We start from the raw sequence: 13,803 nt of genomic DNA, 5'->3' as shown, positions 1-13,803 counted from the left end.
GGAATTATATGATTATGTGAACTGGTTCAACAAGCATCGCATCCATGGAACCTTAGGCTATTTGACGCCTGTTCAGTATCGCCAAGAAGCCCTTAAAAAAGTTGTCTGATTTACTGTTGACAATCCACACAATCATTTTGATGTATTATTTTCATCATTTGATGCAGCTTAAGCTAACTATACAAATCCCTCATGACTCTATCGTTTCCATCACATTTACATAATGTATGTTCAACATCCTTTAAAATTCCCTCTACATAAAGCATTCAATTTGAAACATAATCTCTTCAGCATCGTAGATACCCAGTATAATCTCTCATAGGAGGACTACGAATGGAAACTGTTATACAACTTTCTAGTGCAACCCTAGCAATTGTTACAATTACTACTGCCATTTTAAAACTCGTTAGTATTTCAAAAATTACAAGGATAGAGAAAACACTGCTGACAGATTATAAAAAAACTTCAACCACTTTCATGGAAGCGTTTATGATTGTCTTTTTATTTAGTCTAGCGGCAACATCTATCTACATTTTCGCTAACAGTAATGCTAAAGTAGAATCTGCCATTGCCTTTTTTCTAGTAATGATCTTTTTTTCATCATTGTTTTTATGGATGGTTTATCAACTAATAATCTTATTTAGAATAAAGAAAGTAAGATACTTCATAGAAGAAGATCAAGTAAAATATTATATTCACAAGTCAATATCTGAGAGTGAAATAATTATCAGCCCTGAGATATCATTTAGTAATGAATCAGATCATATATTGATCCGTAAAAGAGATTATCTACATGACAAGACTATTAAAAAGGAGATTATATAGCGAGAGCATAATACTTACAAATAGCGCAACGCCCAAATGACCAAGAAGCGAAGCGCCTTGGGGCTTGGCGATTGCTCACGATAAGAGCAGTTGAAGATTTAAGGATGACGATAGTCAGCCGTAATCTTTAAGGGTCGCACTCGTGCATCTTTTGATCTTGTCTGTTAAATTAAAGTGAAGAGATAAAGACCTTGGGGGAATGACCGTCACAAACAAAAACCGTTTGTTCCTTTGCCATTCATTCCCCCAAAGCCCCTTGCTGGCGCTATATGAACACTTTCTTTTTATTTTTGCGTCAAAATTAGCGTAAAGCTTATATACTAGCTTGTCGCCGTTTTTGACGCATTATTATATATCAGTCAGTAATTTTATTTATGATCCAGTACCGCTTGTTTCTGTTTTCTCCTTTAGTTTCAACCCTGCTACTGATTACATAATTTAATTTCAATTGTTTTAATGCGTCATTAAGTGCACTATAACTTTTAAACTGTTTACCATCTGCCCTATAATCAATTCTATTAATCAAATCTTTTTGTTCGGCTTTAAATAATTTTATGTCTACCAACTCGGCAAGATACTCTGATAAGTTATATCTGCCGTATATTTCATCTAAGTCATAAAACTTTGCTTGCTTAAGCTCGGCAGAAATGTACTGTTTAAATCCGTCATTCCTTTTTTTCTCACCGTTCAATACTCTAAATTTGTTTAAGTCTGCTTGGTCGGACTGAATGTGAGAATACATTTCATAATCTGATTTCACTTTTAAAAACTTAGGATATGAAACTTTTTTATGATAATCTTTACCGTCAGACTCGAGTACATCCATAACGATATATTTAGACTTGTCACTAAACTTTCCAGCTATTTTAAAATACTCACCAAGTTTTCCATCAATGATATATTGAGCTTGTTTCAATGCTTCCTTTCGATCCCTTACAAAACCAGAAATTGCTTGATTGTTATGATCAGCTAACACGATATGAACATTGTCCTTGTCGTGAAGCTTACGCTTCCGTCCAATACACTGTAACACTGAATTTATATCAGGATAATCACATATAATCAGTTTTATGTTATCATCTTTGAAATCAAATCCGTTATCTAGAACGTTAGTTGTAAATAGCCATTTCCCTTTAAAGGTTATTTTGTCACCATCATCAATAATCATATCTTTAGTTATTAAATGAATATATCCTTTTTGGCTTCTACTACACATAAAAGAAGAATCAGAATATTTATTATGCAGCTTTTCAGCTTGTTCAAGGGATCTACAAAACCATATTATTTTATCTGTAGAGTTAGAAAACTGCTCTTTAATAAATCGTTCAACTGGTTCTGTAGATTCTTTGTAATTGTAGAATGATAAAGATAGAATATTGCTAAAATCACGTTTTATCCTGTATTTGTACGGCTTTATTTTTCTAGTTATTTCTAAATGATTAAAGATTGTACCACCTGTAGCACTCATAAATACACGAATATGATCATTTAACCCTTTAATCAACTTTAGAGAAACATCACTTTCGAAATTAAATGGGCTGTCTTCAGTAAAATAATGACATTCATCACAAACAATATATTTATATGGTCTGAAATCAAATTCTTTATTATGTTCGATTGTCTGATAGGTTATGGTTTTAATTGCCTTGTTATTTTGGCTCTCTAATAAAGCATCAATTTGTTTTTTTAACTCAATTCTGTTAACTAGTAGTAATATTTGATCAAAATTAGATTCGGCAAAATCAGATAACTCATTTCTTATAAAATGACTTTTGCCTGAACCAGTTCCTGCGTCAATAAAAATGATATCCCCTTGTTTCCAATGCTTATATTCATCTTTTATTTTTTCGCTTATATACAAGTTTACATTTCCTTCCTACATCGTTTTTAATTCCATCCATTTATCCAAGTACATTTCTAATTCATTTGTCCGTTCAAACAAGCTAAAAATACGATTATCATTAATGTTTCTAGCCTTTGTAATAAATCGAAAGCCTATATTAGATAAATAATCGAATAATTTCATATCATAACAATAAAAATAATCAGTATCATGTAGTCTCATAAAATATCATTCTCCTTTATTACTAAAAATTTGAAGCGGGAGAACAGTAAATCAATTTGACATGCCATCTCCCGCTTCAATGTTTACATTTTACCCAAATCTAGCAATTGACTTATCATCAACATATTTTTCCGTTGCTATTTTTTCGTCTCTGATATACACAGCACCCGTATCTATATTCAGTGCATTATTTGCGGCTATCTCCATTCTGCTTCTACCAAATGTAATATTTCCGTTTCCACCTGATACAATTGACTGCTTTCCGCTAGTTCCATTACTTAAATAAATATTGTCGCCTACACTCAAATCTGTCCCTACATTTATTGTAGTATGTGATCTAATTTGTCCACCTTCAATAATTGCACCCATAATCAAAGGTGATGATATCATAGTGCCGCTAATAAATGAGCCTTGTGTATACGTTCCGTTGGCTATCATTTTAGATATTCTTTCAGCATCGCCAGCCAACACATATGCGTCATTTGCTTTATTATTAGCATTCACAGCTAAAGGATCACTTAAAACTTTTCCATTTCCCCAATCGAATTGCCCGATAGACTCAATTACTTTTTGCTCATCCATCCACTCAATAGACTTACCTTCATCCGATAAATTATATTTTTTAATCAGTTTGATGCCGTCTTTGCCAACAGTGTAAACACTTAACTGACCACCAACCCCGTAATCTGTTGACATATCAAATACTTTTTTAATCAAACTTACTTTATGGTTTGTTTTATTGATATTCGCTTGTAAATACTCATCTGGCTTTGTATGCGATCTACCATTAATCCAATGAGTATAATCTGTAAAACTCCTTATTGTAAAAGGTGCATCACCATTATAATGTCGCTCGCTATGAAAGTTGTAAGCCACAGGTTTATTCATTTGTTTATCGAATGTAAAAACCGTGAAATTACAAAGATACATACCTGTACCATCTTTAATACCTGCATTATCACATTCGTTTTTGACTACTCGTTTCGCTATGTTGCGAAATGATGATATACTACCATCCGCACTTTGCGTAAAGTAATCAATTGCTTTTTGACATATAACCTGTGTACCACATATAAAGATCAACTTATTATGTACGACTTGCAACTTTTTCGCTCTATCATGTATAGTGTATTTTTTCCCCTCATGCTCATACGATGCTCTACTATCTGCTGCAACTATCATTTGATTTTTATTGAATTTATAAGCTGAAACACATTTACTCATTAATTAACTTCTCCTTTATTTATTGTGCTCTGGAGCAGGAAAGATATTGCTTATCCTGCTCCAGATTTAGTTTATGTAATAATATTCATTGATGAGGCAGGAAATTATCCAGCTATGTCGAATTTAATATCTTAGTAGATATAAATCTATACATAGCTAGAATCAAAAGAATCGGTGTTCTCAGCATCGATATCTTTTGGTTTTAGGACAATGACAACTTGAGGAAATATAAATGACCTCGTCACAGAATAACGCTTCCCGTGTTGATCTGTGACAGACTCTGCTAAAAACGAACCTTTGTACCATGTAGCCTCATCTTCGTCCTCATATTCTTCTAATTCTATTTCACCCTTTGTAACAGCCTCTGATTGGATTAGATATGCTTGATCCCCATTTAAATAGAACCTGCCTGTGTCGCCCTTAAATTTCAGACCAATTGATTCTACCGCTTCTTGTTTCGTTTCAAATCTAATAACCATTGATGGGGTTTGACTAGGAATCTGCATCACATAGTTTGTAACATTAAATATATAATGTGGCTTTGCCATTGCTTTAAACACATTTTCGGATATTGACAACATCTGCAAGTTTTCTAATGTATAACCAGTATTTTCACCAACTCTGTCGACAGATGGTCTATCGCCGTATTCATCCGTTCTCTCATAATAAAAAGTCTGTGTAATCCAGTTAGCCCACATGTCAGTTTTTTTAGTTATAATATCTAATGTCATCAGCTCAGGATTATCCCAATCACATCTTACATCTGCATAGACACCCTTTTTATACTTACATGCGTTGATCCTGCTAACGGATGAATCATATAATAAATGCGCAGCCACAATTTCATGGTTATTAATAATGTTTTTCTGAAGTAAATTTTGAACAAATTTGATTGCTCTAGGATCGTCAAATCTTTCGCCATGTTCATTTTTCCAATCTAAAATTTCGTCCTCTGATACGAGTCTCGGTCTACCCACACGTCCATTTTTTTTATTGTTGTTAACTTTACTCAATTTATCATCCTCCTACTATAATGTTTGAACCATCTATGTAAACACGCTAATAGCGTGGAATTTTACTTCTACTACTTATTTAAATGATTACGTATTATCTAGTTGTTCGTATATCCAATCATAATTGCCCGAACTTCCTCTTCATCATAAAAGTTTCCAAGAAACTCTTTTACAATATCTAATGATGGCAACCATCCGCTATAATGTAGGCATCGGTATATTCCTGCGGTTCAACAATATAATCAAAATAATTTTCAACATCAGGTTCATTGGCTTTGATACTCTCTTTTCCTACTTGAATGGCATAGTGAGCCATCATTTCAATAGTAGATTCTATGACTTTCACTTCATTCCTAATATTCATTCGTGTCGTGTTGAAATTAGATTCGAGAACATCTTCTTCCTCGTCATTGAACCCTTCCTCGATCAACATGAAAGCATCAATGTCAACCTCACTGAGCTCATCGGTTGCAAAAAAAGTTAGTCCCAGCAAGATACTACCATCATCATTTTCTTTACTGTACCCATCTAAATATTTCATTACCGTTTGAAATGCTAACTTATAAGTTTCTCTTTCCTGTGCTACCTCTTCAATTGTCGTAGTTTGATTTGTCATTAATATTATTCCTCCTAATTTTTCATAGTTTTTGTATCTAAAGCCTTGCGTTTTCTCCCATTATTTTATATAATGTACACATAACCTATGTTATGAGTGGATTATGGGAATCGCTGGAAGATTCCTTATAATAAAATTTCACAACTTAATCGCATCAACACCTTTTTGACCTGTAAAAATAGGTCTTATTTGTGTTTAATTACATGTCCTAAAATTACCATTTTTTTCTTTGAAAAGTCAAGCTATTGCGAAAATAGTTTAATAGAATTTACAGAGGAGTAAGGATATGAATTAATCGCTTCTTTTTTGTTCATCATAGAAAAAGTCTAACCCCTCATTACCATAAACTGTATAAAGATGTCCATATTCCCCTGCATCTGACTGCTGCCATTCGAAATCATAAACAATCTCATGCCCTCTCGGATTGATAGCATAGCATCTGACAACCGTATCCACATCATATGACGAATCTATTAGTGTTGCCCCTACTTCTATTACTGGTGTCTCTATTGCCTGAGAGGCGCAGTCTAACGCTTCTGAGCGTCTTAGGTAGACACTACCGCATTTATTACAGGTAAACATAGTAAGCCCCTCTCTACATTAAAATGTGAAACTCGTCCATTACAGCATTGGCTGTTCTATGCATCGAATCGAATGAGCCGTCCCAAGCCTGCCAGAACCGCTCATTCACCTCTTGACTCCAGTATTGGCTACTAACTATCTCAGCGAGCCATGGCACATTAGGTTCATGCTCGTTTATTTCCCCTTGTTGATCGAATTCAAAAAGTAGCTCAATAAAATCTCCCTTGCTTGTCTGAGCAGCTTCTAAACAAGCGTGAAGCTGGCTAATGTTGTCATATGACACTCCTTGTAGGCTCACAGTTGGTTGCATTGCAGATTGGATAGCTAAACGATTGCGAAGATTGATTTTTTTTATTGCTTCGATAGTTGTTGTTGTCATTATTGTTTCCTCCTAATTTCTGATTGTTTTTTTAAATCAATACTAAGGTTGGTGAACATCCATACTTCTTCCTTATACCTCGCCTCTTGAACCTTACGTGTGTAGTTATTTGAATTCTATTCATTCTCCGTCTCCCTTCTCAAGTTGGATTTTTCTTTTCTGAACACATCATATCACCAACGTAAATCGAAAGTCAACTTTATTTAAAATGGTTTTTAATAACATTTCGTTTCACGTTTATCAACCCATTAAACCCTTGTAACACAAACACTTTACAATTGTAAAGTGATTAAAAACGATTTTCAATTCACTTTACAATTGTAAAGTAAACTTTAAAAATGAGTTGATTTTCAAATAAAAATCCTGTACAGTAATCATACTAGCATTAAATCGAATTAGAGGTGAATACACATGGAATTAAAAGATAGGATACTCCTCATTAGAGAATCATTAGATCTCAATGCAAGTAAATTTGCACAACTTGTCGGAACCACTTCAACCACAGTGGCACAATTAGAATCTGGACAGAACTCAAACCCCTCTGCTTCGCTATTACTAAAACTGGCTGATGTAGGTAATGTTTCGGTAGATTGGCTCCTAACAGGCAAAGAGGAATTAATACTAATAAGTAAGCTAGATCAACTTGATGATTTTGAGAAAGCATACATACGAGAATATGTCGAGTTTGCAATAAATCGTAAGAGTAAATAATTTCAAAAACAACAAACCTCCCCCAACCGAATTAAAGTGAGGGAGGTTATCGTCATCGTCTAACTTCTACCTACTGTTTATTCCATGCTTACATCGACTTGTTCACTTAATTAATAATGCCATCACATTCGACTCTAAAGCAGTCAATTTCAATCTTGATTGCTGGTCTATGTACATAGGTAGTATCGAAAGTACAAATAACTTACTAACAGTTTCATCATCCTTGATCCAAATAAGGTAATGGAATGAGATTGCATTATCCTTTGTTTCTCTTATTAAATTCATGTTCGATTACCTCTATTATTTTTAGAAGTCAGTTTGGATATCTTCAGTTCATTCAAAGGACTATGCAATCTACCAATCTCTAATATGTCGGCTTGCTCTAACCCCCTTAAATATGAAGCTGTGATTTGCGTATCAAAATGTCCAAGAAGTCGGCTTAAGCTATAGATATCAATTCCATTTTTCAACTGTTTCTGTGCAAAATAATGACGGCAATCATGTGGTGAACATCTAACTTCTTTTCTTACTCTAACGTTATTGCAATGTTCTTTCAAAATTTTATTTATGCGAGAACGTGACAACCTTGCTGCACTTTGGTCAAGAAAATAGTAATCCTCAATTTCATCCTCTGGTCTTTTTACAAATCTTTCCATCTTCATATTCTCTTACCTTCGCATATACTTTCTCATAATATTGCTAATGTACACTAGACGCTGTTTAGAACCCTTTCCATGAATTAGAATATGCCTCCTAGCAATATCATTATTTTTAATGTCACACAGTTCTGAGACCCTTATACCCGTATCAAAAAGCATAATGAGAATAAGCTTGTCACGAATGTTTGAGTAAGTCTCCTCTTTCAAGTCATTTATAATACGTGAAACTTCACTGTCGTTAAACGTAACTATTACCTTCTTTTCTTCCTTTAGATTTTTTATCCTTCGCATTGGATTATCCTGCTCATCAATAAACTCCTCATCAACAAGGTACTGGAAAAACACCTTCAAGGTCGCAATGTTATTGTTTATCGTCCTATTGACCTCTTTGCCTATTCGTTGGCGCTCTTGTATATACTTTTTTATATGGAGCTGTGTCACTTCCTCAACTTCAGTAACACCCTGCATATTAAGCATAAACCTTTCCCATCTGTGCAATCGATACAAACAAATTTCAATATACTCTTTTTTCCTACTTAAAATTTCTTGATTCAATTTGAAATCTTCGATTAACTCATTAATTTTGGTCATACAAAAAACTCCCTTCCATTTGCTAAATAACGCAAATAAAAGAGAGTAATTTCTATCATCCAATTGTTGCAGGTACACATCGATTTTCCTTGCCATCATCATCGAAAACTCTTATACAACAAGGCTTAGAGTATATTTGAGATGTGAAATTTTACAAGGCTACTCCCATTCAATTGTTGCAGGCGGTTTCGAAGTTACTTCGTAAACAATACGGTTAACGTTGTCTACTTCGTTTACGATACGAACGGAGATTTTTTCAAGAACATCCCAAGGGATACGCGCCCAGTCAGCTGTCATACCGTCGATTGAAGTTACTGAGCGGATACCTACCGTGTAGGAATACGTACGAGCATCGCCCATAACCTGCTTCAATTCACGGTCATTATATGTCTGTCTATTGTGCTATTTTTATGTATCAACTGTAGCGGGTTAGAACAGCGATTTCAAGCTGAAAAATGTAAAAACCTTTGAATACAATTGGTTTTTTCCCGATTGTATTCAGAGGTTTTTTATTTGAAGCAACAGTCTATTATTCATGTATGCATTGGAACAGTTGCATAATTTAGTGATTCTACTCTGTGCTTTTCAATACGTACACAATTAACAATAGCAGGATTAAAAATCATTAAATTATACCCACTTGTACTTAACGTGCTCTCAAAAATAATACCTTCATATCCTGCCCCTTCAGTTTCATTAAGACTCTTGATAAAGTCCACAATAAATTGAGTAGGCAAATAATCCAACTTACTATCGCCACTTCTAACTGGTTTGGAAATCGCCTTATTCATTTCGTTGAAGGTTTCTAAATTTATAGCATACCTAACAGGGTCTTGAAAGATAAACACATCCAAATTTTTCAATAACCTAAAATCAATTACCTTGATACTTGATGTTAGTGGAAATCTACCCACATAAATAGAATCACTTTTACTTGGTCTTATTTCACTTACCGCGGTTGATGTGTCACTTGCTAAATATAAATGACTGATGCCTTCAGAATTTGCCCGCCCAGCAGTTGCTATTTCTTTTGGTGGCGCTCCCATTTTTTCATGAGTTAATTCTACACTATTTGAAATCCTAGCACGAAAGAAAGTTTCCGCTTCTAAAGTTATTGTAATACTCGATAAATAACCTTTTAACACATCATAATTTACATGATTTGTATGAAATCTATTCTCATGTTTTATGTAATCAACAAATTCACTCCATGTTTTTCCCTTTAAAACTGAATTTCCGTTTAGGTATTTATCATTCATCCACTCCAAAATACCGACTTGATTATCTAGTAATAGAATTTTATCAGAAAATTTATTGTTTAATAGTTCAACTAAAAATCTATGTATTTTATGACTATTAAATCCATTAAAAATATTCCACTTCTTCTCGAATTCATCTTTTATGCTAAACAACTGATACCGTGAGTATCCATATGGTAATAACTCTGATGCTGGTTTAAAGATACTTAAAATTCCATTAAACAATTCATCAATCCCAGAATCACTATGCAAATCATAGACATGTACTTGAGTACTTACACAAAAGTTACAATTATCAATCCTATTCAAACTTTTAATGATACTTTTTAGCTCTTGAGAAGTAAAACATTTTTCACAGCAATTCATCTCAAACGCCCCTCCAAGATATTACCCACTAATTCCAAATGATGCATTATCGATAATTTTTTTAATGTAGGTAAACCTGGGTAAGTACCTTCGTTATGATGTCTCTTAAATATCTGCATAGCTAAAGTATTCATGTAATCATTATCCGAATAATCCACGTACCATTTTATTAACTTATCCAGCGCTTCAGAAAATTTACCCGCAGGGTCGCTAGTATCCCTATTGGAATCTGAAACAAAATGCATTATTTCTAATGCGTTTTCTTCGTTTGGGTACGCAATATGAATTGCCACAGCATAAGGAGCAAATCCACCTTCATTAAATTCTGCTCCTACTACAGAATAATCAGAAAATCCAATATACCCTTCCTCTGCAAAGAACAGATGCTCTTCTGAAAAAAACTCATTTTCATTATCTAAATAATCCGCATTCCTTAATAATTTGTTGAACTTGTCATCTAATCCAACTAGATTTTTCCCGTTTAATTGCCTCCTGAAAGCATTATCTAATGGAATCAAATTTAGTTTTGGAGTTTCTTCCTCAAATATATCATTGTAAAAATTAACAAATTTTTTTTCACTATGTACAACTACAATATCATTTAATTCAACTTCATAGGATTCAATTATGTCACGTATTTGTTCCACAGAATTTTTATTGAAGTGGTGTGCAATAGTAACATTATTTTCTTTTGTGAGCTCTATGAACTTATGTTTAATATCCTCAATCTCTAACTCTCCCATAAATGAACCCACTTTAGGGTTTGAAATAACTACGGCACTGTTTTGAGCATTTTTAATTTCACTTAAAGTAGAGATTAGCGTAGAATTTAGTTTAATTGGTTCAATAATTGGAGTTATATGTCGACTCAATCTTTCATTAACCGCCAATTCTCTAATAGCAAGTAAATCATACTGTCTACCTCTTATTATTGGGTAGTACATTCATATCACTCCTTAGATTAAGTTTCTCGCAAATAAAGTGCAATGTTTGTTCATTATATTTTCCTGAATACACCAACCACCTTATTGATTCTGGTAAATACTTAATTATCTCAATTGTACCAGATTTTCCTCTTTTATTTAACTCTTTAAAAACTAGTGTTTGCGCTTCTATAATGTCAATTTGTTTAAATAGTTCTAATAATGTTCTAAAAAAATGTACTGGTTTTACATCAGGAATAAAACCAAACTTATACGAGATGATTTTTTCATATTCGTTTTTCCGCAGCAATTTAAATAAGGCTTCATGGTTCAGTGCCATATCATCTCTTTTAGGTGTTTTCCTCACACTTAATCTTTTGTTCTTAGTCAGAACAATTATTCCGACATTAGGATTCGTTTCCTTAAGTAATTTGTAGACTGGGTAGTAGTTTTTTTCTGAAGTCACAACGTTTACCATACTAAAAACTTTATAGTAGTCATTCAACTGATATATTAACCTATCAAAATTGTCTAACTCAGTTTTTATTTCAAATACAAAACCGTTTGAATGATTTAACACAATAAAATCAGCCTTTGAGTTATCAATAATAATTTCACTAAGTGCAGTGGAAGTTTTTAAACTATATTTTCCTATAATGTATTTATTAAATAGTATGCTTTTATAGAAAAACTCGTTACGATATTCCGAATTTAACAATTTATAATTTTTTTCCAACTCTTTTATGAATAAATCAGATACGAATTCTTCGGAATGAATTTTGTCAATTAAATATTTTTTTGTAAAAAATCTATTTAAATAATTGTAATTCACATTTACTTTACTCTCTTTTTCCATCATGTACACCCTATTATTCAGAATATATTTACCATCTATTTTCTCATTTTCTCTTTTAACTTTACATAGCCTCATTTCCATCTATAATATAGCATGATAAAGGCGTGAAAACTTGGAATGATAAGCAATCAATTACTTTGATTGTTTTTTGGTGGAATGTCAACACCGACTTAAACAATTATTATAAGGGCTGTAATTTTGTATGAGACCTTGTTGTTTCAAAACTCTTCTTTCAGATCATTCATTTAAAATGGATTACAGTTCTTCAGCAGTAGTAGATACAGCTTCTCGAAATGAAGTAAGTCCTGCTAAATGGAACTATGAACTAGACCGAGCCATACAATCGTTTGAATTCAACGGGTGTTACATAACCTAAGGATTGATGCGTCCGGATATAATTATACCAATGGACATGATCCCACATGGTTAAGTTCAACTGCTCTAGGGTGTGAATGGTATGTTGATAGACAAATGCCATTTTGAAGCTTTTAAACGTTGCCTCTGTCACAGCATTATCATAAGGACATCCTTTGGCACTCAAGGAACGTTCTATACCAAACGTTTCTGTTGTTTCTCGCATCAGTTGATTATCAAATTCTGAGCCACGATCTGTATGGAATAGTTGTACGGTCGCTAAATTACCCGCAATGCTGCTTAAAGCTTGATAAACAAGATTTGCATCTTTGTGTGGTCCAGCACTTCTACCTACTATTTCTCGGTTAAAGAGATCAACAAATAAGCATACGTAGTGCCACTTTTTCCCCACACGTACGTAGGTCAAATCACTAACTAATACCTTTCATTGTTTTTCTTGTTGAAATGCCCGATTTAAAACATTGGCAATTTTCGCTTCGTTACTTTGTTTCCTTTGGGGTTTATAATAAGCGACGGTGTAATTGGAGACAAGATCTAAGTCTTTCATCAGCTTACCAATACGACGTCTAGAAACGATCTTTCCGTATTTCTCTAACTCTTTCTTTATTGTGCGAGTACCATAATTATCACGACTTTGCTTGAAAATCCGATAGATTCGTTCTTGTAAATCTGCTTCTTCTGCTTGTCTGTCATCATCTTCACGTTTAGTGATGTGGTAATAGTACGTACTTCTTGCGATTTGTAGGACATCACACATTGCTGATACCGAATATTTGTGGGCATTACTCTGAATCACATCTATTTTCGTCCCATGATCAGCGCTGCTTGCTTTAAAATATCGTTCTCCATAAGCAAACGTTTATTTTCCTTAAGCAATCGAGCTAATTCGTTTTCTTCTTCTGAACAATTATCTTCTGCTTTAAAGGATCCCGTTTCTTGATGATTCTTTATCCAACGATCTAATGCAGAGGGTGTAATTTCATACTCTCTAGCAATATCTGCTCGTGACTTGCCGTTTGTAAAGAGTTTTACCATTTGTAGTTTGAATTCAGCTGTATATATTCGACGCTCTCTTCTCATCGTCCATCGCTCCTAAGGGTTATTACTTTTATTTTACTGTCCCTTATAAGAGTTGTCTAACTTAGTGTAGCCGATCCACTGGTAAGTTATCACAAATACAAAAGGAGTTTTGTTATAATGAAGAAATAACTTTACTAGTAACTGCTCTTTTTTAGTAAAGTCCATATAATTGTGTAAAATGCATCTGGAAGAAAATAAGAAGAGCCATGATGAATTATTTCCTTTAGAATGAAGTTGTCGAGACGACATTCAATGGAGGGATTCATCATGACTCAATAT

At 33.6% G+C, this 13,803-nt stretch carries 14 protein-coding genes and 3 pseudogenes; 3 read left to right on the top strand and 14 right to left on the bottom strand.

Annotated features, from left to right (window positions below; genetic code table 11):
- Positions 1–109 (top strand): IS3 family transposase (locus ACFSTH_RS11760; protein ID WP_377793624.1); only part of this gene is annotated, 109 nt, incomplete at its 5' end.
- 224 nt (positions 110–333) lie between these two features.
- The gene (locus ACFSTH_RS11755; protein WP_377775795.1) at positions 334–825 is read left to right on the top strand and encodes a hypothetical protein; all 492 of its coding nucleotides are present in this window, start codon (positions 334–336) and stop codon (positions 823–825) included.
- Between the two features lie 355 nt (positions 826–1,180).
- On the opposite strand, the gene ACFSTH_RS11750 is transcribed toward ACFSTH_RS11755, so the two are convergent.
- The 7 genes from ACFSTH_RS11750 to ACFSTH_RS11720 all read right to left on the bottom strand — a co-directional run bounded on the left by ACFSTH_RS11750 (position 1,181) and on the right by ACFSTH_RS11720 (position 6,704).
- Entirely contained in the window at positions 1,181–2,686 is a 1,506-nt protein-coding gene (locus tag ACFSTH_RS11750; protein ID WP_377775793.1) for a hypothetical protein, read from the bottom strand.
- A 15-nt stretch (positions 2,687–2,701) separates the two neighbouring features.
- A complete protein-coding gene (locus ACFSTH_RS11745; protein ID WP_377775791.1) occupies positions 2,702–2,890 on the bottom strand; it encodes a DUF5659 domain-containing protein in 189 nt (62 codons plus the stop codon).
- Between the two features lie 90 nt (positions 2,891–2,980).
- A complete protein-coding gene (locus ACFSTH_RS11740) occupies positions 2,981–4,114 on the bottom strand; it encodes a hypothetical protein (protein WP_377775789.1) in 1,134 nt (377 codons plus the stop codon).
- A gap of 146 nt (positions 4,115–4,260) precedes the next feature.
- Positions 4,261–5,127: a hypothetical protein gene (locus ACFSTH_RS11735; RefSeq protein WP_377775787.1), complete on the bottom strand. Its 867-nt coding sequence runs from the start codon at positions 5,125–5,127 to the stop codon at positions 4,261–4,263.
- 178 nt (positions 5,128–5,305) lie between these two features.
- On the bottom strand, positions 5,306–5,743 hold the full coding sequence (locus tag ACFSTH_RS11730) for a hypothetical protein (protein WP_377775785.1): 438 nt from the start codon (positions 5,741–5,743) through the stop codon (positions 5,306–5,308).
- Between the two features lie 291 nt (positions 5,744–6,034).
- Positions 6,035–6,325, bottom strand: coding sequence for a hypothetical protein (locus ACFSTH_RS11725; RefSeq protein WP_377775783.1), 291 nt, complete (start codon positions 6,323–6,325; stop codon positions 6,035–6,037).
- Positions 6,326–6,338: 13 nt separating this feature from the next.
- Entirely contained in the window at positions 6,339–6,704 is a 366-nt protein-coding gene (locus tag ACFSTH_RS11720; protein WP_377775781.1) for a hypothetical protein, read from the bottom strand.
- A 411-nt stretch (positions 6,705–7,115) separates the two neighbouring features.
- Between ACFSTH_RS11720 and ACFSTH_RS11715 the strand changes: the two genes are divergently transcribed.
- On the top strand, positions 7,116–7,415 hold the full coding sequence (locus ACFSTH_RS11715; protein ID WP_377775779.1) for a helix-turn-helix domain-containing protein: 300 nt from the start codon (positions 7,116–7,118) through the stop codon (positions 7,413–7,415).
- A 102-nt stretch (positions 7,416–7,517) separates the two neighbouring features.
- Here the strand turns inward: ACFSTH_RS11715 and ACFSTH_RS11710 are convergent, their stop codons facing one another.
- From ACFSTH_RS11710 to ACFSTH_RS11680, 7 genes and pseudogenes are all read right to left on the bottom strand, one after another.
- Positions 7,518–7,700 (bottom strand): hypothetical protein, encoded by a 183-nt coding sequence (locus ACFSTH_RS11710; RefSeq protein WP_377775777.1) that lies wholly within the window; start codon positions 7,698–7,700, stop codon positions 7,518–7,520.
- Positions 7,697–8,665: pseudogene (locus ACFSTH_RS11705) on the bottom strand (tyrosine-type recombinase/integrase). Before ACFSTH_RS11705 ends, ACFSTH_RS11710 begins: the two are co-directional and overlap by 4 nt.
- A 159-nt stretch (positions 8,666–8,824) precedes the next feature.
- Positions 8,825–9,028: pseudogene (locus tag ACFSTH_RS11700) on the bottom strand (GMP synthase (glutamine-hydrolyzing)); the annotation flags it as partial.
- A gap of 170 nt (positions 9,029–9,198) precedes the next feature.
- Entirely contained in the window at positions 9,199–10,290 is a 1,092-nt protein-coding gene (locus tag ACFSTH_RS11695; RefSeq protein WP_377775775.1) for an RES domain-containing protein, read from the bottom strand.
- Entirely contained in the window at positions 10,287–11,234 is a 948-nt protein-coding gene (locus ACFSTH_RS11690; protein WP_377775773.1) for a sce7725 family protein, read from the bottom strand. The genes ACFSTH_RS11695 and ACFSTH_RS11690 overlap by 4 nt, the downstream gene beginning before the upstream one ends.
- Positions 11,209–12,072, bottom strand: a complete 864-nt coding sequence (locus ACFSTH_RS11685; RefSeq protein WP_377775771.1) for a sce7726 family protein — start codon at positions 12,070–12,072, stop codon at positions 11,209–11,211. Before ACFSTH_RS11685 ends, ACFSTH_RS11690 begins: the two co-directional genes overlap by 26 nt.
- A gap of 322 nt (positions 12,073–12,394) precedes the next feature.
- Positions 12,395–13,524 (bottom strand): annotated as a pseudogene (locus ACFSTH_RS11680) (IS3 family transposase).
- Positions 13,525–13,803: the final 279 nt, after the last annotated feature.

This window comes from Paenibacillus yanchengensis (assembly GCF_042684845.1).
GTDB classification, from domain to species: domain Bacteria; phylum Bacillota; class Bacilli; order Paenibacillales; family Paenibacillaceae; genus Pristimantibacillus; species Pristimantibacillus yanchengensis.
This window is presented reverse-complemented; position numbering and strand designations above follow the sequence as displayed.